Origin of the sequence: Chryseobacterium sp. Y16C (assembly GCF_022488405.1) — a bacterium.
In the GTDB taxonomy this organism is placed as follows: Bacteria; Bacteroidota; Bacteroidia; order Flavobacteriales; family Weeksellaceae; genus Chryseobacterium; species Chryseobacterium geocarposphaerae.
In genome coordinates this window covers 4,683,576-4,707,835 of record NZ_CP092711.1, presented here as the reverse complement: position 1 = coordinate 4,707,835, position 24,260 = coordinate 4,683,576, and the positions used below count along the sequence as shown (strand labels likewise).

Sequence of the window (24,260 nt, the reverse complement as noted above, 5' to 3'; positions counted from 1 at the left end):
AATATCAATAAAAAACCGGCCTTTGAGAAAAAGCCGGTTCACAACAAACACTTAAATATACTTGAAACTAATCTTTAAATAATGATACTCTTGTAAAAGATTCTACAACCGCCGTACAATCTACATCCGATTGCATAGAAAGAACATATCCTCTTCCGGGGTTAAGACTGTCAGGATCCGCAATAGTATAGAAATAAAAGGTAAGGACTTTCGCTCCTGAACCTGAAGGAACAAGTTGAATTGAATTAACTTCAAAACCGGAATCAGGATTTCTAAAAATTGCTTTTACTGAACCTGAAGAACTGGCACCTGCAGTCACCGTCGCAATCAATCTCCAAACATGAACCTGCCCATAAATTTCGTTTTCCCTCCATTTATTTGTTGCGGCTATATAAATATTTGACGTTACACCGGGGAACGGCACTGTAGTTTCCGGCCAACTTGTGGTAGGACTTGGAGCAAACACCAATGGTGTCGCATACGTTACAGTAACAGCTGCACCAAAACTATTACCTGCTGCATTTAAAGTAAGAGTGGGTTTTACATTTGCGTTTCCAGAATTTATCTTAACGACACCGTCGTTACCAGCCTGAGAGTTTGTGGGAACAAAGAACTGTCTCCAGAGGGTACCATCCCAATACTGGAAATTATTGGCTGTCGTATTAAAAATTAAGGTTCCTGCAGTAAGATTAGCATTCACAACACCTGCAGGAGGTACTGTAGAAGCATCATTATCAGCAAGATTGGCATCTCTTTGTGCATCTGAAAGACGAGGTATAAGAATTCCTTTCTGACTAGAAGTAATATCCAACACTGTCGCTCCGTTGGGAGACGTAGTATTAATCCCAACCTGACCATACATAATACCACATATGAATATTGGAATAAAAGAAGTTAATAATTTTCTCATGATATTAGGTTTTATTGAATAAAATTACAAATCAAATCTAAAAATATGTTAAAAAATAAATTTTTATTTTAATTATTTTTTTCGTATTTTACTTAATATAACAATTTGAAAATCATATATTTACAAACAATAACTCACCTATTCTCGATTAAAAAAATATTAACATTCCGAACATTCTTTTAACAATCAGATTTTTAGTTACATTTAGTAGAAATTATTAACTTTCCTGTGAAATAACAGCTCAAAATGGAAAGAGAACACAATCTTATTCCTGAAGATATTCTTTGGAAAAGATTCCTTTATCGTATCATTTATCGCTCCGATACCAGACTCGGAAAACTCTTCGATATTGTATTATTATCCTTAATTCTTATAAGTACCGCTATCATTATGATGGAAAGCGTACCTCAACTGGATAAAAAATTCCATTATACCTTCCTAATTCTTGAATGGATCATTTCACTGTTTTTTACCGCTGAATACTGGTCCAGAATTGCTGTAGTAAAGAATAAAAAACAATATATTTTTAGTTTCTTCGGAATCATTGATTTTTTAGCATTGGTTCCTTTTTATTTAAGCTTCTTCTTTCCTGTGACTAAGTATTTTCTCATCTTCAGAATGTTGAGAATGCTAAGAATCTTCAGGATCTTTAACCTTCTGGATTTTATGAACGATGGTTATCTTATTGTAAAAGCACTAAAAAACAGCTCCAGAAAGATTTATATTTTTCTTTTATTCCTAATTATTTTTTCGGTCATTGTCGGCTCTTTGATGTTTATGGTAGAAGGAGGAAGACCCGGCTTTGAAACCATTCCGCAATCTATTTACTGGGCGGTGGTAACAGTAACTACAGTTGGCTATGGAGATGTTTCTCCCATTACTCCCATGGGGAAATTTTTTGCGGTTATTTTAATGTTGGCCGGTTACTCTATTATAGCTGTTCCAACAGGAATTGTAACGGCCGAAATGCGCAATAAAAGACAGAACTTAGAAAAAATATGTGACCGATGTGGTAATGAGGATATTGATGATGATGCAAGATACTGTAAACAATGTGGCAAGAAATTAGCTTAGGTTTATTTATTATTAATCTATTAACCAAATACCACAATCATGGAACCAAAAAAGAAAAACAAGCCCAACAGTTTAGTCATTATTCTTTTTGCATTAATTGTATTAATGATTATTATCTATTTCATCCTCGTTATGTTCTTCCCATCTGTTTTTGACCTTTTAAATACGGGAGATATCCAACCGGTACCTGATAAATAACATTTTATAAAATAAAAAAGCTTCCCGATTTGGGAAGCTTTTTTACAATGTATTAATCATATAAAACAATACTATTTTTTTATTGCTTTAATAGTTTGTTTAGAACCATCTTTCATATTCAGAACAACTAAATACATTCCTGAATTCAATTCTCCTAAATGAAGTGTTGTACTTGGCTTATCAAATGTTTTCACCAATCTTCCTGAAATATCTACTATTGAAACAGATTTTACATTATTGACATCTGAGATATTCAATACATCAGTGAATGGGTTTGGATAGACTTTTATCTCTTTATCATTAGATGCCACTTCTTGCGTACCAAGTGCAGCAGCTATTTCCGCATAAGATAGGAAACCTGTATAACTAGCCGCCGCCAATGCAGTAGTAGACTGTGTTGTATTTGGTGTACCGGCAGCATAAGTACCTGTAGTACCAAACAAACTATCATATATTCCACTTGCTGTTGGTGCAATTACCGGGAAATTAGCATTTGTAATTGCATTATCTCCTAATCTCACATTAATTGTTGTGAAAGTACCAGATACTAAAGGAGCTTCCCATCTTCTTGTCGCAGATAAATTCTGAATTGTAGCAGATGCTGTTCCTGAGTTGGTATCAAATGCTTCTGCTTTCATATTAGCTACCGCAGTAGTTGCCGGCGACAATGAAATTGGAGCATAGGCAGTTTTACCCACAGGATATAATATATAGCTTGTGTTCGCATTACCAATAGTTCTAGCAAATGGTCCTTTTATATAAGCAGTAGTACTACCTCCAGATAATGTACCCGCCGCAGTTGCAGTACCTAATGTCAATAAGTTAGTATTGGTTGTATTTACAAATCCTTGTGTTAAAGTCAATGTACCACTTACTGACAAAGGAACATTTAAAGTAACACCTGCCGGATTTGAATTATTAACAGTCAGCGAAGTTAAATTAGCTGTAGGAGAAGCTGTTAAGTTTCTAAACACTCCGCTTCCTGATATAGTTTGAGCATTAGTTGATGCCGAAACAGTAAGTGAAGTGGATGATGCAGATGTAGCATCTGCAAAACTTAACCCTCCCGACGTAGTAAATGTTCCATTATTTATAATGTTACCTGTAAAATAACTTGCTCCAGTGGTTGTACTAGTTCCGGAATTTCTAAATTCCGCACCAGAATTAATCGTTAGATCTCCATTAATAACAACATTATAATATGTTCCATTGACTAAGAAAAATCTATTTGATCCTCCGGTAACAGTTTCCAAAACAACATTCTTAAATTTAAAAATTCCTGTTCCGGCCCAACTATAAAAATTAAATCCATTAGTTCCTCCATTATCTGTAGAGATTCCATCACCAAATTTAAATGTATGTGTTCCTGTAGCCGAAATTGCTCCTGCTGTAGGCACTGTTACTCTGAAAGTCTCGGTGGTAGTGTAATGTGGATCTACAATAGTAAAGGTTCCTCCAGTAAGATTAATATCAGTATTAGCAGTTGGAGCAAAACTTACGATATATGTTCCGGAGGCCACACTTCCTGTAGCAGAACCTGCATTGTTTCCATCAACATTTACCTGCCCTCCTGACTGATTAAATTTACCTCCGGAATTAACTGCTATATTTCCATTAATATTTAATGTTCCTCCTGAAACCGTCAATGTTCCGTTGTTGGCCAGGAAATTATTATTTAATGTACAACCTATCGTTAAATCACCTGAAGCATTTACCAATGTTCCTCCTGCATTAATTGTAACATTTCTAGATGTATTACCCGCAGAATTTACTGTTACTGTTGTACCTGATGCAATTTGTACCACATCTGCACACGTAGGCACTGTTCCTTTGCTCCAAGTAGTACCGGAATTCCAATTACCATTTGCCACAGATATAAAAGGAATATCCGAAACCGAAAGACCTAAATAATAAGTGTCAGCCAAATTAGCCAGCGGAATAGCTGTTCTTTGTGCATTTACATAGCTTGTTCCTGTCTGGTGCGTTCCTAAGGCTGGAGCTGAAGCTAATGTAATTCTACTGTTTCCATTAGCAGCAGTATAAATATCCTGCCCGTTTATTGCCATACTATAAGTTGGCGTTCCCGTAATTCCTGATTGAGAAACAACCCAATTAGATTTTGCCTGTGTATCTACGGTATAAGCTCCGTCTACAATGTTTACCGTATTTATTCCAGCAACATTATTATATTGTACTGCAATTTTCCCACCGGTTGTAGCAGCAGCACTTTGATACAAATACATGTTTCTAGCCGAAAATGCAGTACTTGTTCCCGTTGCAAATGGGTAAACTCCTGCTCCTGTTGCGGTGGTCGTTGTTGATGCAGTAATAGATGCACCGGTAGCCGTAGTGATTGGCCACCATCTTGCAAAGGTACTACCCGTGCTGAAACCACCTGCTGTATAAGATAAAGTTCCGTTAGAAGTAGCTGAAGTTCCTAAAACAAAAGTATTAGCGCCTGTATTTAAAAATCCAGTTGTCAGGGTTAATGTCCCTGATACGGTACCTGTATTTGTTCCGTTTAACAAGGAATTTGCATCTGCAAATGTTACTCCTGTCGAAGAACTATTGTTGACCGTTACACTTGTAAAGTTAGCTGTTGGAGAAGCTGTTAAATTCCTGAATACTCCAGAGCCGCTTACAGACTGGGCTGTCGTTTGTGGAGTAATTGTCGGACTTGACATATCAGTCTGTGCAACCTGTCCAAACGTCAAAGTTCCTGTATTAGTTAAAGTGCCATTATTTACAATATTACCACCAACAACCTGAGTAGTAGTTCCTCCTCTATATTCACCTGCAGTAACTGTCAGGTTACCATTTATAACTACGGTTGAAGAACTTGAAGCCACAAAAGCATTTGCCGATGATAAAGTATTAACAATAACATTACCAAAATAAAATCTGGTTGCTAATGAAGTTTCGAAACCTTTGGTACTGTTTGCAACTGTTGAAATACCATCTCCAAACTGTATAGTATGTCCAGTAGTAATGTTTGGATAAGGAGTTGTTGTTGGAACATAAGTAATAACTCTATCGGCAGCCGCTGTGCCAATATGCCCTGCAACAATTGTTAGTTTTCCGCCCGTAAGATTTACATTATTAGATTGAAACCAAACTAATGGCGTTCCTGTTAATACCGATGTTGCAACTGTTCCAGAATTTCCATCTACAACAATTACCCCTGCTGATTGACTGAAAGTAGACCCTGTAGCATTGTTAATATTTCCATTTACGACTAGACTTCCTCCGGATACTGATAAAGTACCATTATTATTAACATAATTATTTTTATTAGTACAACCTACTGTAATAGATCCTCCTGTTACGGATAAATTACCTCCTGCGTTAATAATAATATTGCTAGGAGTTGCTGTTGTAGAAGCACTTACAGTTACTGTATGACCTGATAAAACAGCTGCATTTACACAACTTGGCACTACACCTCCTACCCATGTACTTGTACTTTCCCATGGTCCTGATTGAGCTGATTCTATAGGCATTTCTGCCGCAATTGTCGCTAACGTATAAGTAGCCGCTATATTTGCAGCAGGCACTGCGGTTCTTTGTCCCATAGGCTGGTTTGTACCTGCCTGAGCAGTCCCTACCAACGCTCCATTGCTTAATACTGCAACATTTGTACTAGCAGCAATATAAGTTCCCTGACCTTGAATTGCCAAAGTATGTGCAGCCGAGGAAGCATATCCTGCAGAAGTAGTTACGATCCAATTAGCATTCGTTTGCCTATCATAAGTTAATGAACTTTCAGTTACAGGAGTTATTGAAGAAGTACCAGTTGCACCATTAAATTTAACTGCCATTTGACCTGCAGTAGTTAAGGCTGCAGTAGCTCTGTGAAAGTGGTTAGCATTGTAAGCACCTGAATTCCCTGTCACAAAAGGATAAGTACCTGCACCTGCAGCAGGTACAGTTGATGCTGCTATTGTTGTTCCTGATCCTGCTGTTCCGTACCATCTGCTAAATGTAGAACCCGAACCAAACCCTCCTGCTGTGTAAGAAAGTGTTCCCACTGCAGCTCCGCTAATACCTAAGACAAATGTATTGGAACCAGTGTTTATAATCCCATTAGTAAATGTTAAAGTTCCTGATACTGTACCCGTATTACTTCCATTTAACAAAGAATTAGCATTAGAGAAATTTACTCCTCCAGCACTTGAATTATTAATTGTTAAGCTTGTAAAATTAGCAGTGGGAGACGTTGTTAAATTTCTAAAAATACCATTTCCTGAAATAGTTTGAGCATTGGTTGCTGGAGATACAGTTAAAGATGTAGAGCTAGCAGACGTAGCATCTGCAAAAGCTACTCCTCCCAAACTTGTAAAGGTACCATTATTTATAATATTCCCTAAGAAATAGCTGGCTCCAGTAGAGCTACTAGTCCCCGCATTCCTAAATTCCGCCCCTGGATTTATGGTTAAATCTCCGGTAATAACTGTATTTCTATAAGTTCCATTTGCTAAAAAGAATCTGTTTGTTCCTCCTGTAACAGTTTCTAATATTACATTTTTAAATTTAAAAATCCCTGTTCCGTTCCAGCTATAAAAAGCAAAACCGTTAGTTCCTCCATTATCCGTAGAGATTCCATCACCAAATCTAAAGGTATGCGTCCCAGTGGCTGCAGTAGCACCTGCTGTTGGTATTGAACACTGGAAAGTATCTGTTGTGGTATAATGTGGATCTACAATAGTAAATGTTCCTCCAGATAAATCTATATCTGTATTAGCTGTAGGCGCAAAGTTTACTATAAATGTTCCAGAAGTCACACTTCCTGTAGCTGACCCTGCATTATTTCCATCAACGGAAATATTACCTCCACTTTGAGTTAACTTTCCTCCTGCAGTAAGGTTAAAGTTTCCGTTGACAACTACATTTCCACCAGAGACGGTTAAAGTTCCTCCAGAAAGTGTCAGTGTTGAGTCAAATGCTCCCGCTTTACTTACCGTAAGGGTATTTGCAGCAACGGTTAAACTTCCGGAATTAATAGTAAGCTGTCTGACAGAGGCATTAGCGGGAAGTGTCATTACAGAAGCATTTTGAATAACAAAATTGTCTGCATTGCTAATGCTGGTTGGCGAGGTACCTGTACCATCTGTAGCAGTTCCCCAACTGCTTACAGCTGTAAAATCCGTAGCCGAGGCTTTGGAGTAATACGTGGTTTGTGCTTTCATTGTTGCAAAACTGCTGACCAACAAGAGCCAAAGATAAATTTTCTTCATGATTATTAAATATTATTGTGGTAAAAATACAAAACAATCAATATAATTTTAATTAAAATTAATATTTAGTTAAATATTTTTTAATGAAACAACAATTTCCATTGACAAAAAACACAACCCAAAGAATTAAATTAAAAAATCAAAAAAGCGAGACATATTTGTAAGTGGCTAATAGTCAACAAATTGAAAATCAACAATATTTCAACAAAAAAAGAATATTGGCAAAACTTTTTTACAATTAAAAAAATAAAAAAAGTGACAAAAAAAAGCCACTTTTAACTAAAAATATATAAAATATTACAGATTTAATTGAGATAAAACTCATATTTGTTCAACAATTGTATCTCTTTTATTAAATCACCATTCAGATTTACCGAATGCTTCATCGATTGCACTTCAAGATGTTCGGTATTCAAATCATCATCAACATTTTTGATATAAAATTTCAGTTTCTGATTTCCCTGATTCCGCTCTAATACTGACCTGAAAAAACTAAGATCCTCGGGGCGGAAATCCATTACATCCATTACTAAAGAGATACTTTTCGCAAACCTTTCGAATGCTTCCTGAAGCTCTATTACATCATTTACATTCACAAAAACCCTTCCGTCTTTTACCTGGGCAAATTTTATCTTTAAAATAACAAATCTCTGAACTTCAAGCTTTTCCTTAAGCTTCATATAATCCCGATCTCCTAATCTGAAAGAATATGATCCCGAGTAATCTTCCAACGTTAAAAAAGCAACCTTTTCACCACTTCGGAAGCCATCTTTCACAACGTATTCTGTAATCAAACCAGCAACAGTATATTCTTTTCCACCACCACCGTTTTCTCTTTCCTTCTGTAAAGTCTTCCAGTCTTTTTTCTTTTCTTCGAACAATTCTTCCTGCTTATTGGCAAAAGCCTGTTCTTTATAAGCATCAACCTCATCAAGATTCAGAAAGTGGAAAACACCTTTTGGTTCTGCTTTTTTTGTTACTTCTTCTATAATTTCCTCTTCTTCGCCTGCCACAACATCATCAGAAACAATTTCTATTAAATCCGCAACCTCATCTACAGAGTCTTTTTCTAAAATCGGTACTTCATCAACAATTATTTTAGTCTCATCCCCTTTTTCAAGCACTGCTTTTTTAGATAAGCTCCCCTGCATGAACTGATACTGATATTTAAACTCATCCAACGGATGCGCAGAAAGGTAGAAACCGATAATCTCTTTTTCTTTATTCAATTTATGCATATTGGGCCATTCAGGGCAGGGTGCTAATTTTGGCTGTTCGATCTGAACTTCTTCAGCAAAATCAGCAAAAAGCGAATTTTCCATCTCGTTTTTACTTTCCTGGAAACTTTGTCCATATCTGATTAATCTTTCCAGATTGGTTCTTCCTGACATGTCAATATCAAAATATTGCCCTCTGTGGAAAGAATCCAGTTCATCAAAAGCTCCCGCCAATACTAAACTTTCCGCCACCCTTTTATTCATCTGAGAAGGCAAAATTCTTTCAAAGAAATCATAAATATTTTTGAATCTTCCGTTTTCTCTTTCTCTGGTAATCGCCTCACTTGGACCTTCCCCAATTCCTTTAATAGCTCCCAAACCAAAACGAATTTGTCCTTTTTCATTTACCGAGAATTTATATTGGGATTCGTTCACATCCGGTCCTAAAACATCAACCCCGATACTTTTACAGTCTTCCATGAACATGGTAATAGAATCTGTATTGTTAATGTTATTACTCATTACACTCGCCATATATTCTGCCGGATAATTGGCTTTTAAATAAGCGGTTTGGTAAGCAATAAACGCGTAACAGGTAGAGTGAGATTTGTTGAAGGCGTATTCAGCAAAAGCTTTCCAGTCATTCCAGATTTTCTCTAATCTCTCTTCGTTCAGATTATTTTTTCTTCCTCCTTCAATAAATTTCGGGTACATTTTATTAAGAACATCGATCTGTTTTTTACCCATCGCTTTTCTCAATGTATCAGCTTCACCTTTTGTAAAGTTAGCCAATTTCTGAGACAACAACATTACCTGTTCCTGATAAACGGTAATACCATATGTTTCTTTTAAATATTCCTCAGTTTCCGGTAAATCGTAAACAATTTCTTCAATTCCGTGCTTTCTGTTGATAAAGTTCGGAATATATTTAATAGGCCCCGGTCGGTAAAGGGCATTCATCGCAATAAGATCGGCAAAAACCGTTGGCTTCAGCTCTCTCATGTATTTTTGCATCCCCGGACTTTCATACTGGAAAATCCCGACCGTTCTTCCTTCTTTAAATAACTGATAAGTTTTAGCATCATCAAGCGGAATCAAATCAGGATCAATATCAACTCCATGTCTGGCTTTTACCAGTTTTAAAGCATCTTTAATGATGGTCAAAGTTCTCAGGCCCAAAAAGTCCATTTTCAGAAGTCCCGCACTTTCCGCCACGGAGTTGTCAAACTGAGACACCAAAATATCGGCATCCTTCGCGGCAATCGTCACCGGAACCAGATTACTCACATCTTCAGGTGTAATAATAACACCACAAGCATGAATCCCGGTATTTCGGATACAGCCTTCCATTTTTTTCGCACTCGCCAAAACGCTGTGACGGGCATCATCAGGAGTACTAAGAACATATTTCATCTCATCGACAAGCATCTGTTCTTCAGGTTTCAGCTTGTCATATTTAGATAAAGCCTTTGCAATATTCATCCCCGGACTTGGAGGAATCAGTTTGGCTATATTATTGGTATCAGGAATCGGAACATCCAAAACTCTTCCCGCGTCTTTAATCGCAGATTTTCCACCCAAAACTGAGTACGTAATAATCTGCGCTACCTGTGTTTTACCATATTTTTCAACTACCCATTTGATAATTTTATCCCGGCCTTCATCATCAAAATCGATATCAATATCGGGCATGGAAACCCTTTCAGGATTCAGGAATCTCTCGAAAAGGAGATCATATTTAATCGGGTCAACGTTGGTAATTCCGATACAATAAGCTACTGCAGAACCTGCTGCAGAACCACGGCCTGGACCAACCCAAACTCCCATTTTACGGGCTTCGTTACAGAAATCCTGTACAATCAAAAAGTAACCGGGATAACCTGTATTGGCGATAACTTCAAGCTCAAAGTCTAAACGTTCTTTAATTTCAGGAGTAATTCCTGGATTTGGTTCATATCTTCTTTTTGCTCCTTCATACGTTAAATGTGTAAGATAAGCCATCTCACCTCGCTTCCCCCCATCAATTTCATCTTCAGCATGAATAAATTCTTCAGGAATATCAAATTTCGGAAGGAGAACGTCTCTTTTTAAAGTATAAGGTTTAAATTTTGCTGTAAATTCTTCATACGCTTCAAAAGCATCAGGATACGCCAGAAATGCTTCTTTTATTTCATCTGCATTTTTAATGTAATATTCTCCAGTCGCCAAACCTCTTCTCTTACCAAAGCCTTTTCCTACAGGAGTTGTCAGTTTTTCACCATCTTTGATACAGCTTACAATATCCTGAATATTAGAATCGTCTTTATTAGAATAAAAAGTTTCGTTCTGTGCTAAGATTTTGACATTATATTTATCTGCGAAATGCAATAAAACATCATTCAAATGCTCTTCTTCCGGCAGTTTGTGATTTTGAATCTGAACATAAAAATCATCCTGAAAAGTATCTTTCCACCACTTGAAAAGCTCCTCCCCTTTCTGCTCACCGGTATTCAAAATTGCATCCGGAATATCTCCGTGAATTCCTGAAGTTAAAGCGATTACACCTTCTTTGTATTCAGCGATCAATTCCCGGCTTATCCTTGGAACCCCGAAATAGAATCCTTTCAGGAAACCTATACTTGAAAGTTTTGCTAAATTTTTATAGCCGTTAAAATCTTTTGCCAACAATACAACCTGCGTTCTTCTGTCGGGATCGTCTTTCGTAAATTGCTTCTGCTCATAACGGTCAGAAATATAAAACTCACATCCAACCACAGGAATTAAAGGCTCCGAAACCGGCTCTTCTTCATTAAACTCTTCTCCTTTCTCTTCCGCTTCCTGTTTTTTAGCTAAATATTCTTTATGCTTTTTTGCACGGTCACCATTCGCTCCTTCAACCGCAGAAACAAATTTAAAAGCCCCCATCATATTTCCCAGATCTACCATTCCGACGGCTGGAAAATTATCATCAGTCGCTTTTTTGATTAAATCATTAATGCTTGAAGTAGCCATCAGTGTGGAAAAAACACTGTGATTGTTGAAATTGAAATATTTACCTAAATCAATTTCATCAATACTTCCGAAATCCTGCTGTTTTTTCTTATTGTTGAAATCAGCAACCTGTCTTCTGATAATAATATTGAAAGGCTTGATCGGATCCGGATACAATGTTTTGAAATACGCCAGCTGATCTTCAGAAGTTTTCAAAACTTCAGCAGGAATCACCCCGATTCTCATCATTTCGAAGAAAACCTGAGCCGTTGCATTTACGTCGGCCGCTGCATTATGCGCTTCATCAAACTTATGACCATATAGTTTTTCATACAACTCTTCCAGTTTGGGTGGTTTGAACCTTCCTCCTCGACCGCCTCCAAGCTGACAAAAATCCGTACCTAAAATCATGGTATCGGCTCTTGGCTTTTCCTGAAGATTGTCTTTTATATTTTTTCTGTAAAATTCAGCTCCGACAATGTTGTAATCAAACTCAACATTGTGCCCGGAAACAACTCTTACTTTTTCTAAAACTTTAGAAAATTCGTTTAAAATTTCCTCAAGATCACGACCTTCCTCATTGGCAATTTTTGTAGTGATCCCGTGAATTCTCGCTGCGTTGAAGGGAATATCATACCCTTCAGGTTTTATAATATAATCCTGATTTTCAATTAATATTCCGTCATCATCATGCAACTGCCACGCAATCTGAACCATTCTTGGCCAGTTATCTGAATCTGAAAGCGGAGCGTTGAAATTCTTTGGTAAACCTGTGGTTTCTGTATCAAAAACTAAATACATGTAATTTTTCTAGCTTTATTAAAAGAGAATGTAAAGTTACTTTAATTTTTTAAAATTTTATCCCCATTAGACAACTTATAATTAGATATGCCTTTTAGAAATAAAAACATTCAAATTAAAAAGATTGAAGACTCAACATTTTGTTAAAAAAAAGGAATACTATCCAAAAATACAAATAAACCCTTGCTATTTTTTTAATTTATTCGATAATTTATTATAAATTTGTGCGCTTATATTATAATAAATATTACCCTAACAGTTATGAAGAAACATTTACTATTAATTAGTACATTGGCTGTAGCTTTAGTGAGCGCTCAGAATAATGATGCTTTGAAAAGAGAGTTTGAGAGACAAAACAAAGAGAACAATGCAAAGTTTGATTCTTATGTTGCCAAAGTGTATGGAAATGATAAAAGTGCAGAAACTCAGAAAAAAATTGATGAATTAAGAGCTAATTTAGCAGGATTTAACTTTGGGATTCCTTATTTCTTACAAGTTGAAGACACTAGACAGTTGCAAAACTCTAATTCTGACAAGTTAAATACAGCAGGGAATGTTACAGGATTAGCAGGTTCTTTTAATGGCGAAAATATTAAATATACTGTTTTTGATGGGGGTAGAATTTACGAGGCACATACAGCTTTCAATAATGCCGTTGGAAGAATTAGTAATAAAGAAGCAAGTACGCAATCTTATTCTGACCATTCAACAGGAGTAGGAAGTTTTATTGGAGGAAAAGACGCCCCTCTTTATACAGGAACTGCCCCCAATCAAGTTCTTGTTGGAAATGCAAGAGGTGTTGCAATCAACTCCACTATGGATAGCTATATGTTCAGCACAACAACTTTACCAGGTAACACTACAACTAGTACGGTTTTTCAAAAAATTCTTATTGCACAACCCAATATATCTAATCATTCTTACGGAGTCAATGCAGGTTGGACAGAGTCTTATGACACTAATGGAAATTACACAGCTTTCACATACAATGGTTATAAGTCCGGAAACACATTCTATGATTATCAAGGAACTTATAATACAAATGATGCTAACTATGATGCTATTGTATATAATAACCCTTCTTACATTATTGTAAAATCTGCTGGAAACTATTTCAATATGGGACCTACGGGAACTGGTTCTAGCGCTCCTAAATATTATAATTCTGGAAGCGGAACAGTTGCATTTTCATCTACAGACACTATACCTCCAAACAACTGTTCATTGGGATATGACTGTATTGGTACTGGTTCATTAGCAAAAAATATAATCGTTGTAGGGGCTACAGATATTATTACTACAAACAACTATCGCTATAACACTTCAAGTGATGTTATTCATTCTAGTTACAGTAGTGCAGGTCCAAGAGATGATGGCGGAATTAAACCAGATATATCAACTGTTGGTACTAATGTATATTATGCCGCATCAAGTGCAACTGGAAGTTCTGTTTGGGCAGGAGGAAGCGGAACATCTTTTTCAGCTCCTATTGTTACAGGGATAATTGGACTTTGGACTCAAATTAATAAACAATTATTCAATAATGCATTATTAAATGCTTCCTCTTCAAAAGTTCTTACTATTCATTCCGCATCAGAAGCTGGGAATATTGGTCCTGATCCTCAATTTGGATGGGGTTTTATCAATGCCCAAAAAGGCGCCGAATTATTAGTTGGAAAATCTAACAACACAGTAATTTTTGCTGATGAAACACTAACAAGTGGAGTAACAAACTCTAAAACAGTTAAAGCTTCAGGTTCTGAACCTTTAAAAGTTACAATTAGCTGGTTAGATCCTAAATATACTCCAAACTATCAGTTTGTTTCTGATGTTTACAATAACAGAACTTCAAAACTAATCAATGATATTGATTTAAGAATAATTGATACTACTAACAATACTATTTACTATCCTTGGAAACTAGAAGCCAATAGCCCTATGACCCCAGCTACAAAAGCTGACAATACTGTTGATAATGTTGAACAGGTTGTAATTGACGCTCCTGTAGCGGGTAGAGCTTACAGGATTGAAATTACTAATAAAGGGACATTAGTAAATGATGCAGGAACTGCAGCTCCTCAAAATTATTCAATTATGGTAACCGGACATAGCGAATTATTAGGCACCAAAGAAACAATCGGTTCAGCTAGCGGAATTATTGTTGCTCCAACTCTTACTAAAGATATTGTAAACGTAATTAAAGCACCTAGAAAATCAACTTATACAGTATATGATTTATCGGGTAAAAAATTACAAAACGGGATAATTAACAATGAGCAGGAATCTATTAATTTATCTTCTTATACAAATGGAGTTTATATTATTGAAGTGAAAACTGATAAAGATGTAATTTCTAAAAAAGTTATTAAAGAATAATTACTAGAACATAGCATTTAATACAAAATACTAACACTTGTTAGTATTTTGTTTTTTTATGTATATTTGCTTCCTATGGAAAATACACTTCACGGAAAAGTTTCTCAGGATATCCTGCTTAAAGCATACAACCATATGATGCTTGCGAAAGCAATGGCAGATATCTATGAAGAAAACAGAAATATTTGCAAATACGTTCATAGTACATCAAGAGGTCACGAAGCAATTCAATTAGCTACAGCATATCAATTAAAAAAAGAGGACTGGGTTTCTCCTTATTACAGAGACGAAAGTATTCTTTTGGGAATTGGTTTCGAGCCTTATCAATTGATGTTACAGTTATTGGCAAAAGCTGATGATCCTTTTTCCGGAGGAAGATCTTATTATTCTCACCCTTCGAGCAGAGATGAAAATAAGCCTAAAATCATTCACCAAAGCTCAGCAACAGGAATGCAGACCATTCCGACTGCAGGAGTTGCACAAGGGATAAAATATATTCAGGATTTTAACTTACAACAATTTGAAAACAATCCTGTTGTGGTTTGCAGCCTTGGAGACAATTCCGTAACGGAGGGAGAAGTGAGTGAAGCACTTCAGTTTTCAGCATTACATCAACTGCCAATTATCTTCCTTGTTCAGGATAATGAATGGGGAATTTCCGTAACGAAAGAAGAAGCCAGAACTTGTGATGCTTACGATTTCGTAGCAGGATTTACCGGTTTAAGCAGAATGAGAGTAGACGGAACTGATTTCATAGAAAGCTTTGAAGCCATGAAAAAAGCTGTTGATTTTGTAAGAACAGAAAGAAAACCATTGGTTGTCTGTGCAAAAACAGTCTTGATTGGTCACCATACTTCCGGAGTGAGAAGAGAATTTTATAGAGATGAAGAAGATTTGACAAAACACAGAGCAAAAGATCCGGGAGAAATCCTAAGAAACCAATTGCTAGAATCCGGTGTTGATGAAGAATTATTAAAGCAGATCACCAAAAAAGCCCGTTTAGAAGCAGAAGAAGCCTTCGAAAGAGCTAAAAATGCAGAAGACCCCAAACCCGAAACGGTAATGCAGCATGTGTTTGCTCCAACTCCGATTACCGAAGAAGTAGGAACCCGTGAACCTGCGGGCGGAGAAAAAATTGTGATGGTTGATGCTGCGATTCACGCGATTCAGGAATTGATGTGGAAGCATCCGGAAGCTTTATTATACGGACAGGATGTTGGAGAGAGAATCGGTGGAGTTTTTCGTGAAACAGTAACTTTAGGAAAGAAATTCGGAAGCAAAAGGGTATTCAATACAGCCATTCAGGAGGCTTACATTATTGGTTCTACAACGGGTATGAGTGCAGTGGGTTTAAAACCTATTGTTGAAGTACAGTTTGCAGATTATATTTATCCTGGGATCAATCAGCTGATTACGGAAATTTCAAAATCAAGTTATTTAAGTCAGGGTAAATTCCCTGTAAGCAATATCATCCGTGTTCCAATTGGAGCCTACGGAGGTGGTGGTCCTTACCACAGTGGAAGCGTTGAGAGTATTTTAGCCAACATTAAAGGAATCAAAATAGCTTATCCAAGCAACGCTGCAGATTTTAAAGGTTTATTAAAAGCAGCTTATTATGATCCGAATCCGGTAGTAATGCTGGAGCATAAAGGTCTTTATTGGAGTAAAGTTCCGGGAACTGAAGATGCCAAAACCATTGAACCGGCAGAAGACTACATCTTACCTTTCGGAAAAGGAAAAGTAATCATTGAAGCTGATAAAGAAGAAACTGAAAAAGGTAGAACTTTATTGGTGGTTACCTACGGAATGGGAGTTTACTGGGCTAAAGAAGCCGCAAAAAACTTTAATGGAAGAATTGAAGTGATTGACCTGAGAACTTTAATTCCTTTAGATGAAGAATTAGTTTTCGAAAGAGTAAAAGCTCACGGAAAATGTATCGTTTTAACAGAAGAACAATTAAACAACTCATTTGCAGAAGCATTTGCACATAGAATTTCTAAAAACTGCTTCAAATATCTTGACGCCCCGGTAGAAACGATGGGAGCTTTGGATACACCGGCAGTTCCTATCAATTTGGTACTGGAAAAAGCGATGCTTCCCAATGCTGAAAAGCTAAGTGCGAAAATCGAAGAAATGCTAAAATATTAATTCAGATAAAAAATAAATTAAACCTCTAAAAAATTTTAGAGGTTTTTTTGTGCACTTTTATTATTTTTAATAATCCTTTTCTAAAATAAGCGTATGATTACCACGAAATATGTCAATTACAGACAAGTCCTTAACCTATCCGGAATTCATCTGATCTGGATTTCAATCTGGTGCACTTTGATTGCTGTTTTATTTCATATATTTCATTGGGAATGGATGATCATCCCCTGGGTTCCTGTTGCTTTAATTGGTACTGCAGAAGCTTTTTTGGTTGGCTTTAAAAACAATCAGGCATACGACAGACTTTGGGAAGCCCGAAAAATATGGGGTGGAATTGTAAATTCCAGCCGTTCTCTAGCATCTATGGTCTATGCATTCAATACTGAAAATGAAGAAGTAGGGCTTTTTGATTTGGAAGACCGAAGAAAAAAAATTATTTACCGTCATATTGCATGGCTGTATACATTCAGAGAACAGCTTCTTGTACCGACAGAATGGGAGCATATTAAAGCAGAGAAAGAACACTCTCACCATATCAACCACAAACGAAACAGACTCATTAAAGCCGGATTTCCCGATTATGGCAGAACTCCGATTTTCTTAAATAAATATCTTTCTGAGGAAGAAGTGGAACAGCAGTCTCATTATAAAAATTTTGCAACATACCTGATTTCTCAGCAGGCAAAGGATGTCAATGATTTAAAAAATATAAAAGCTATCTCAGATTTCAACCAGACGCAGCTACAGGCTTGCCTCAATGAATTTTACAACTTTCAGGGGCAAGCGGAAAGAATTAAAAAATTTCCTTCTCCAAGGCAGTTTGCGAGTACAGCTTTCGTGTTTAATGTACTTTTTATCATGTTGCTGCCATTAGGTTTAGTCAACGAATTTGCAAAACTTGGCGATTGGGGAATCTGGACTTCTATCCCATTCTGCATCATTATAGGCTGGATTTATATTATTATGGAATTGGTAGGAGATTATTCAGAAAATCCGTTTGCCGGATTAATGTTTGATGTTCCCATGCTTTCTATCTGCCGAACTATTGAAATTGACCTGTTACAAATGGTAGGAGAAACAGAACTTCCCGATCCTATTTCTTCTAAAAACGGAGTTTTGGTTTAAAAATAATTGCCTTTAATTTACAAGATAATCGAAGTTGTATTTTTCACCTCAGAGATCATAAAAGAGCTGTGAGTACTCGCGATATGTTTAATGGTAGTCAATTTGGAAAGCATAAAATTTCTGTAATCCTGCATATCTTTTACATTGATCTTCAAAATATAATCATAATCGCCGCTCACATGAAAACACTCTGTGATCTCCGGCAAATTCACTACTTCTTTTTCAAACTCAATTACATACTCTTTCTTATGCTGAACCAGTTTCACATGACACAGCACGGTAAAATTTCTATTAATTTTATCCCTACTCAACAAGGCTACATATTTTGAAATTACTCCAAGCTTTTCAAGTTTTTTTATACGTTCATACACAGCCGTAACAGATAATCCCAGCTTATAAGACAGCTCTTTAGTGGTTTGCTTGGCATCTTCCTGCAGATAAATCAGCAATTTTTTATCAAAATCATCAAAATCCATAGTTATATTTTTGGTTTAACTTTATATTCAGCACATAGCTTAAACAATATTACTATTTTTTTTCAATTCTATAGTTTTATATTCTAAAAAAATAAAATACCATTGTAAAAAACATCAGTTATTTACATTTTTACCCGTATTAAAAATTATCAAAACTATGGATCACTTTAATGCAGCTAATGAAATCCAGGATTTACAATATTTTGGAGAATTCGGAGGAGTAAACCCTTCTATTTCAGATAGCTCTACGTATACTTTCCTTTCAGCAAAAACAATGTTTGATACTTTTGAAGGAAATGCAGACGGATGCTATCTGTATTCAAGACACTCTTCCCCTATGAATCTGTATCTTTCACAAGCTTTGGCTAAAATGGAAAATACAGAAACGGCTAATGTAACAGCATCCGGAATGGGAGCAATTACTTCTGTTCTAATGCAAATCTGTAAAAGCGGAGACCATATTATTTCAAGCAGAACCATCTATGGAGGAACCTATGCTTTTTTAAAGAACTTTCTTCCTCCTTATCATATCAATACAACTTTTGTAGACATCAACAATTTTGAGTCGATAGAAAATTCTATTACACCCAATACAAAAGTTATTTACTGTGAAAGTGTAAGCAATCCGCTTTTAGAAGTGGCAGATCTTAGAAGACTTTCTGAAATCTGTAAAAAACATAATCTGAAACTGATTGTTGACAATACTTTTTCGCCTTTATCAATCTCCCCTACTTCTTTGGGAGCAGATATTGTGATTCATTCTTTAACGAAATTCATCAACGGAAGCAGCGATACGGTAGGTGGTGTTTACTGTGGAAGTCAGGAATTTATTAATGATACTAAAAATGTAAACACAGGAGCTTGTATGTTGTTGGGACCAACTATGGACAGTTTCCGTTCTGCAAGTATCTTAAAAAACCTGAGAACGCTTCATATCAGAATGAAGCAACACAGCCACAATGCGATGTATCTTGCCGAAAAGTTCGAAAAAGACGGATTAAGAGTGGTATATCCCGGTTTAAAATCCCACAAGAACCATGGGCTTATGAAAAGTATGATGCATGAGGAATATGGATTCGGAGGTTTATTGACTTTAGATGCAGGAACAACTGAAAAAGCTAACGAACTGATGGAAATGATGCAGCGGGAAAACCTGGGTTATTTAGCGGTGAGTTTAGGATTCTACAAAACATTATTCTCATGCTCCGGAAGCTCGACTTCATCGGAAATCCCGGAAGAAGAACGTGCTGAAATGGGAATTTCCGACGGATTAATCAGATTCTCCATCGGGCTGGATCACGATATTGAAAGAACATATAAGAAAATGAGAGAATGCATGATCAAAACAGGTGTTCTCAACCATGAAACTACATCCATATTCTAATTATTGTATAAAAGCTGTTGAAATTCAACAGCTTTTATTTTTTTTAAAATGTAGTATTACACTGTCATTCTGAATGTAACGAAGTGAAATGAAGAATCTTTTTATATGGAGATTGTTCCTTCGTCAGAATGACAAATCACAACTTAATTTTTATGAAAATGTTTCGGGAATGCTTCTTCCGGTTTCATTTTTAAAACATTTAATAAGATCCACGATTTCAAAAAACCATAACCGTAGGAAAACATTTGGATATAAGTAGAAACTACAGCCATTGCAGCAATCGCGACATTTTTAGTAACAATAAGCGCATGTAGCAATACCATAAAAGTATACAATCCGAATAAGGCAAGGATAAAACCTCTTCCCAATACGAAATATTCAACAAATCCTAAGACATATCCTAACAAGAATAAAGAAGGAAATGCAAATGAGATTTTCACATAATTAGGATGCCTCTGATTCAAAATTGGCCTTGCACAGCCAAACTGATAGACTTGCTTGGAGAATTTACCAAAATCTACCCGTCGTTTATGATATACCGCAATATCATCAAAAAAAGCCGTTGTAAAACCGTTTTCCCAAAGCGTCATAGAAAGATCCGGATCTTCACCGATTCTCATTTCTGAAAACCCTCCTACTTTTTCAAAGACTTCTTTTTTCACTCCCATATTAAAACTTCTGGGCTGAAACTTGGAAACCGCTTTTTTATTCCCTCTGATCCCTCCTGTCGTAAAAACCGATGTCATAGAGTAAGAAATAGCTTTTTGCATTAGATTAAAGCCTTTATGCGCCTTATCTGCTCCTCCAAAAGCATCGCACGGAATTTCAAGAATATCTTTTTTGATGTTTTCGATATAATCTTTTTCTACGATTACATCGCTGTCTACAAAAACCAACCAGTCATTGGCTGCTCTTCTCGCTCCGTAATTCCTGCTCAAGCCGGGTCCGGAGTTATCTTTTCTGAAATATTTAATATCTAAAATCCCCTTAAAATTCTCAATCGTAGGTTTCAGATCTATGAGCGAACCATCATCTACAATAATGATTTCAAAAGCTTTATCAGTCTGAAAAGTCAATGAATTAAGAAGCTCGAAAAGTTCATCTTTTCGGTTAAATATAGCGACAACAATGGAAATGGTATTCAACGTAATAATTTAATATATAACAATGTAATAATAAAATTCAAATCTGAGAAGTTAAATAGATCATCGCATTTTTTTGAAATGCTCGATTGCATCTTCTTCTTTTTTACTATTCGGAAACAGATCAAATAATCTAAATATTATATCTAAAAGATCCCAAATCATTCTGCTATCTTATGCACCTTCTTCGTTCCCTCATACATTTCATACTGTAAAAATCTGGTTTCCAGTTTCCCGTTGAAAAGCTTGATTTTTCTTGACGGACGAAGACCTATTTTCTTCACCGCTTCCAAATCGGAAGAAATCAGCCATGCCAATGTATTCGGATAATGCGTCTTGAAAGTATCTCCTATTTTCTTATAAAAATCATCGTCATTAATTGAAATTCTCTCATCATATGGTGGATTGAAAACCATTAACAATGGGAAAAGATCTTTTTTGGAATCAAAGAAGTTCTGTTTTCTCACTTCAATCACATCTTCCATTTCGGCAGCCTCAATATTCATCCTTGCAGCATTCAGCATTCTTGCATCAATATCGTAACCAACAATCTTTCCGGTAAATTCTTTCACCCTGTTGATTCTGAATTCTTTAATTTTTGTAAACAGATCAGCATCATAGTTTTTCCAGTTCTGGAAAGCAAATCTTTTTCTGAAAATCTGTGCCGGAAGATCCATAGCGATCATTGCCGCTTCAATCAACAAAGTCCCCGAACCGCACATAGGATCAAGAAAATTTCCTTTTCCGTCCCAACCTGCCAATTGAAGCATTCCACTCGCTAAAACTTCATTAATAGGAGCTTCTCCTTGCTCTCTTCTATATCCTCTTTTAAATAAAGGATCACCTGAGGAATCTAAAGAAATGGTAATTAATTCTCGGTCGATGTGAAGATGGAATTTAATATCAGGATGCTTTGTCTCAACGTTCGGGCGTCTTTTGAATTTTTCCTGAAAATAATCTACGATGGCATCTTTCATTTTCAGGGTTACAAACTGAGAATGCTTAAAGGTTTCGGAATTTACCGTTGCATCAATCGCAAAAGACTGATCCACATCCATAAATTCTTCCCAGTTGAATTTAAAAAGCCTGTCATAAAACTGATGCTGGTTAAATGCTTTGAATTCATGAATCGGAACTAAAATCTTTAACGCTGTTCTTGTGGAATAATTGATCTTGTATAAAAAGCCCAAATCTCCTTCGCAATTTACCGCTCTGTTTTTAACTTCGACCTTTCTTCCGCCCAGCTTTTTAATCTCTTCCGCTAAAATTTGTTCTAGACCAAAAAATGTTTTTATCTGTATCTGTAGATTATCTATATCCATTTTGCAAAAATAGCGATTTTAGTGGTTGGTTGTCAGTTTATAGTTGATAGAAATCACTGCATATTATAAAAACCATCAACCAACAAGTATGTACCATCAATCAAAAACACTATTTTTGCAGGATGGAATGGTTTGAATCTTGGTTTGATACCCCTTATTATCATTTGCTTTATAGTAACAGAGACTATACTGAAGCTGAAAATTTTATCACAAAACTTACACAAGAGCTTCAGCTCCCAACCTCAAGCACTATCATTGATCTTGCCTGCGGAAAAGGAAGACACTCTGTTTTTCTCAATAAATTAGGCTATGAAGTCCTTGGTTTGGATCTTTCTAAGCAAAGTATAGAGCATAACAAACAGTTTGAAAATGAAACTTTACATTTTAAAGTTCATGACATGCGCAATGCCATTGATTCAAAACCGGTAGATGCTGTTTTTAATCTCTTTACCAGCTTTGGTTATTTTGACAATGAGAAAGATGACAAAAGTGTTTTTCAATCGGTATATGATGCTTTAAAACCTGGAGGTTTTTTCGTACTGGATTATCTGAGTGAAGAATTTGTAAGAGAAACTTTAGTTCCTGAAATGATAGTGCACAGAGAAGGAATCGATTTTAATATTACCAAAAAAATTGAAGGAAGACATATCATTAAAGATATCCGTTTTGAAACAGAGGGTAAACCGTTTCATTTTTTCGAAAAAGTAAAACTCCATACATTAGAAACCATAAACTCTTACGCCAATGAATGTGGTTTTGAAAGAATAAAAATCTGGGGAGATTATCAGCTGTCAGAATTTAATGCAGAAAAATCACCCCGTTGCATTAATTTGTTTAAGAAAAAATAAACTGAAATTGGCTTGAGGATGAATACTAATATTATTTTTTTATTAGCCACCTTGTTTTCAATTTATTCCGGAATTCAATTCGGGTATTTTGACAGCCATACTCCTCCTCTGTCATTTGTTATTTCCAATTTATTGGTAATTATTGGAATACTTTTAATTTTTTTTAGAAAAATAATATTTAAAAATAAAACTAGTTACAGATTACACCTCATCATCATAAGCGTGAATCTGGTTATTGTTTTATTTTGTTTCTCACCACTTTTAAATTAATATGACTGTTACTTTATTAATATTAAGCGTCATTGCCGGAGTTTTACTGGGAAAGTATTTTGGTAAAAAAGAAAAACTGGCCAAAAATTTACTGATTTTAAGCGCCGGATTTTTAATCACGATCTGCTTAAATGAAGTTTTTCCACAGGTTTATACTGCTGAAACAGGAAGCAGCCTGGGAATTTTTGTCATTGCCGGAGTTTTGCTGCAGATGATCCTGGAGGCTTTAACCAAGGGTTTTGAACATGGACACTTTCATCATCATAACGACCATAATATTCTGCCGGTTGCTTTAATGGTTGGGTTATTCATTCATGCTTTTATCGAAGGAATTCCTTTAGCCAATGAAGAACATGAATTATCTCCTTATCTTTTAGGAATTGTTTTTCACAATCTGCCTATTTCTTTTATTTTGGGAGCATTCCTGTTTAACAGAAAGGAAGGTAAATCTACAACTTCTTATCCGTCAATTTTAATTGTGGCTTTATTTGCATTAGCTTCTCCAATGGGAATGTTGCTGGGTAACTATTTCAATCCTGATCTACAGCCTTATTTCTTAGCTATTGTAGGTGGAATTTTCTTACATATTTCTTCTGTAATTATCTTTGAAAGCAATAAGAACCATAATATTGACTGGACAAAAATCGGATTGGTAATTTTTGGAGTTTCATTGGCTTTGATCATGCACCTTTTTCATGATCATTCCCATGTGGGGCACCATTAGATAAATAATCTATTTTAAATATACAAGAGAGGCTTTCAGTG

The 24,260-nt window shown here is 36.0% G+C and carries 14 protein-coding genes; 8 read left to right on the top strand and 6 right to left on the bottom strand.

The window, feature by feature from the left end; all coding sequences use genetic code 11:
- Window positions 1-67: 67 nt before the first annotated feature.
- A complete protein-coding gene (locus MKS83_RS21420; RefSeq protein ID WP_240581266.1) occupies window positions 68-910 on the bottom strand; it encodes a hypothetical protein in 843 nt (280 codons plus the stop codon).
- Between the two features lie 246 nt (window positions 911-1,156).
- On the opposite strand from MKS83_RS21420, the gene MKS83_RS21415 reads away from it, so the two are divergent.
- Together MKS83_RS21415 and MKS83_RS21410 are read left to right on the top strand one after the other, a co-directional pair.
- Window positions 1,157-1,984 carry an ion transporter gene (locus MKS83_RS21415; RefSeq protein ID WP_240581265.1) on the top strand — a complete coding sequence of 276 codons (828 nt, stop codon included), beginning with the start codon at window positions 1,157-1,159 and terminating at the stop codon, window positions 1,982-1,984.
- A 39-nt stretch (window positions 1,985-2,023) separates the two neighbouring features.
- Entirely contained in the window at window positions 2,024-2,182 is a 159-nt protein-coding gene (locus tag MKS83_RS21410; RefSeq protein WP_157798689.1) for a hypothetical protein, read from the top strand.
- Between the two features lie 71 nt (window positions 2,183-2,253).
- On the opposite strand, the gene MKS83_RS21405 is transcribed toward MKS83_RS21410, so the two are convergent.
- Both MKS83_RS21405 and dnaE read right to left on the bottom strand, forming a co-directional pair.
- Window positions 2,254-7,416, bottom strand: coding sequence for a T9SS type A sorting domain-containing protein (locus MKS83_RS21405; protein WP_240581264.1), 5,163 nt, complete (start codon window positions 7,414-7,416; stop codon window positions 2,254-2,256).
- A gap of 305 nt (window positions 7,417-7,721) precedes the next feature.
- On the bottom strand, window positions 7,722-12,404 hold the full coding sequence (gene dnaE / locus MKS83_RS21400; protein WP_240581263.1) for a DNA polymerase III subunit alpha: 4,683 nt from the start codon (window positions 12,402-12,404) through the stop codon (window positions 7,722-7,724).
- A 261-nt stretch (window positions 12,405-12,665) separates the two neighbouring features.
- On the opposite strand from dnaE, the gene MKS83_RS21395 reads away from it, so the two are divergent.
- The 3 genes from MKS83_RS21395 (at window position 12,666) to MKS83_RS21385 (ending at window position 18,053) form a co-directional block, all read left to right on the top strand.
- Window positions 12,666-14,780 carry a S8 family peptidase gene (locus MKS83_RS21395; RefSeq protein WP_240581262.1) on the top strand — a complete coding sequence of 705 codons (2,115 nt, stop codon included), beginning with the start codon at window positions 12,666-12,668 and terminating at the stop codon, window positions 14,778-14,780.
- Between the two features lie 75 nt (window positions 14,781-14,855).
- On the top strand, window positions 14,856-16,928 hold the full coding sequence (locus MKS83_RS21390; RefSeq protein ID WP_240581261.1) for a thiamine pyrophosphate-dependent enzyme: 2,073 nt from the start codon (window positions 14,856-14,858) through the stop codon (window positions 16,926-16,928).
- A gap of 93 nt (window positions 16,929-17,021) precedes the next feature.
- Window positions 17,022-18,053 (top strand): bestrophin family protein, encoded by a 1,032-nt coding sequence (locus MKS83_RS21385; RefSeq protein ID WP_240581260.1) that lies wholly within the window; start codon window positions 17,022-17,024, stop codon window positions 18,051-18,053.
- A gap of 17 nt (window positions 18,054-18,070) precedes the next feature.
- Here the strand turns inward: MKS83_RS21385 and MKS83_RS21380 are convergent, their stop codons facing one another.
- Complete coding sequence (locus tag MKS83_RS21380) at window positions 18,071-18,529, bottom strand: Lrp/AsnC family transcriptional regulator (protein ID WP_100374909.1); 459 nt, start codon at window positions 18,527-18,529, stop codon at window positions 18,071-18,073.
- A 157-nt stretch (window positions 18,530-18,686) separates the two neighbouring features.
- Here MKS83_RS21380 and MKS83_RS21375 point away from each other — a divergent pair, with 157 nt between their 5' ends.
- Window positions 18,687-19,913: an aminotransferase class I/II-fold pyridoxal phosphate-dependent enzyme gene (locus MKS83_RS21375; RefSeq protein WP_240581259.1), complete on the top strand. Its 1,227-nt coding sequence runs from the start codon at window positions 18,687-18,689 to the stop codon at window positions 19,911-19,913.
- 143 nt (window positions 19,914-20,056) lie between these two features.
- Here MKS83_RS21375 and MKS83_RS21370 read toward each other — a convergent pair whose 3' ends face one another.
- Both MKS83_RS21370 and MKS83_RS21365 read right to left on the bottom strand, forming a co-directional pair.
- Entirely contained in the window at window positions 20,057-21,058 is a 1,002-nt protein-coding gene (locus MKS83_RS21370) for a glycosyltransferase (protein ID WP_240581258.1), read from the bottom strand.
- Between the two features lie 158 nt (window positions 21,059-21,216).
- On the bottom strand, window positions 21,217-22,377 hold the full coding sequence (locus MKS83_RS21365) for a class I SAM-dependent RNA methyltransferase (protein ID WP_240581257.1): 1,161 nt from the start codon (window positions 22,375-22,377) through the stop codon (window positions 21,217-21,219).
- A 122-nt stretch (window positions 22,378-22,499) separates the two neighbouring features.
- Here MKS83_RS21365 and MKS83_RS21360 point away from each other — a divergent pair, with 122 nt between their 5' ends.
- Both MKS83_RS21360 and MKS83_RS21355 read left to right on the top strand, forming a co-directional pair.
- A complete protein-coding gene (locus tag MKS83_RS21360; RefSeq protein ID WP_240581256.1) occupies window positions 22,500-23,225 on the top strand; it encodes a class I SAM-dependent DNA methyltransferase in 726 nt (241 codons plus the stop codon).
- Window positions 23,226-23,496: 271 nt separating this feature from the next.
- Window positions 23,497-24,219, top strand: a complete 723-nt coding sequence (locus MKS83_RS21355; protein WP_240581255.1) for a ZIP family metal transporter — start codon at window positions 23,497-23,499, stop codon at window positions 24,217-24,219.
- The last annotated feature ends 41 nt before the right edge of the window (window positions 24,220-24,260 follow it).

Bases quoted from the DNA above. Each gene is read 5' to 3' on its own strand.
- MKS83_RS21365 (WP_240581257.1), bottom strand. From the start codon at position 22,377: ATGGATATAGATAATCTACAGATACAGATAAAAACATTTTTTGGTCTA.
- MKS83_RS21405 (WP_240581264.1), bottom strand. From the start codon at position 7,416: ATGAAGAAAATTTATCTTTGGCTCTTGTTGGTCAGCAGTTTTGCAACA.
- MKS83_RS21420 (WP_240581266.1), bottom strand. From the start codon at position 910: ATGAGAAAATTATTAACTTCTTTTATTCCAATATTCATATGTGGTATT.
- MKS83_RS21360 (WP_240581256.1), top strand. From the start codon at position 22,500: ATGGAATGGTTTGAATCTTGGTTTGATACCCCTTATTATCATTTGCTT.
- MKS83_RS21385 (WP_240581260.1), top strand. From the start codon at position 17,022: ATGATTACCACGAAATATGTCAATTACAGACAAGTCCTTAACCTATCC.
- dnaE (WP_240581263.1), bottom strand. From the start codon at position 12,404: ATGTATTTAGTTTTTGATACAGAAACCACAGGTTTACCAAAGAATTTC.
- MKS83_RS21415 (WP_240581265.1), top strand. From the start codon at position 1,157: ATGGAAAGAGAACACAATCTTATTCCTGAAGATATTCTTTGGAAAAGA.
- MKS83_RS21355 (WP_240581255.1), top strand. From the start codon at position 23,497: ATGACTGTTACTTTATTAATATTAAGCGTCATTGCCGGAGTTTTACTG.
- MKS83_RS21395 (WP_240581262.1), top strand. From the start codon at position 12,666: ATGAAGAAACATTTACTATTAATTAGTACATTGGCTGTAGCTTTAGTG.
- MKS83_RS21390 (WP_240581261.1), top strand. From the start codon at position 14,856: ATGGAAAATACACTTCACGGAAAAGTTTCTCAGGATATCCTGCTTAAA.
- MKS83_RS21380 (WP_100374909.1), bottom strand. From the start codon at position 18,529: ATGGATTTTGATGATTTTGATAAAAAATTGCTGATTTATCTGCAGGAA.
- MKS83_RS21410 (WP_157798689.1), top strand. From the start codon at position 2,024: ATGGAACCAAAAAAGAAAAACAAGCCCAACAGTTTAGTCATTATTCTT.
- MKS83_RS21375 (WP_240581259.1), top strand. From the start codon at position 18,687: ATGGATCACTTTAATGCAGCTAATGAAATCCAGGATTTACAATATTTT.